Origin of the sequence: Staphylococcus canis (assembly GCF_016238445.1) — a bacterium.
GTDB classification, from domain to species: domain Bacteria; phylum Bacillota; class Bacilli; order Staphylococcales; family Staphylococcaceae; genus Staphylococcus; species Staphylococcus canis.
This window is the reverse complement of record NZ_JABANU010000071.1, coordinates 1-377: the sequence shown is the minus strand read 5'-3', so window position 1 is coordinate 377 and position 377 is coordinate 1. Positions and strand designations below refer to the sequence as shown.

At 27.3% G+C, this 377-nt stretch carries 1 protein-coding gene; it reads left to right on the top strand.

What is annotated here, in order from left to right:
* Window positions 1–249, top strand: a 249-nt coding sequence (locus HHH54_RS10945; RefSeq protein ID WP_198618819.1) for a transposase, incomplete at its 5' end; no start/stop codon positions are given.
* Between the last annotated feature and the right edge of the window lie 128 nt (window positions 250–377).

The following is a 377-nucleotide window of genomic DNA, read 5'->3' as shown; positions in this document are numbered from 1 at the left end:
TTAGAAAACGTAGCTTTACCAGATATCCATCCTAAATTAAGAACTGTCATAAAAACATTAAAAAGTTATATTCCATTCATCACCAACACATTAGAATATGCCAACTTTACGAATGGTCCGATTGAAGATATTAATAACCAAATTAAACTTACTAAAAGAGTATCATTTGTTTATAAAAATTATGAGACTATTCATAATAGAATCATTTTAAGTTTAAAATTATTCGCATCAGAAAAAAAAGGAAGTTAAGCATGTACTGCACCCCAAAAGTTGAACCTACAAAATTCAACTTTTGGGGTGTTTAATTATGAATAAAAGTTATAGTTTAGATTTCAAACTTAAAATATTACAAGAATACAAAAGCGGGCAACTTGGTT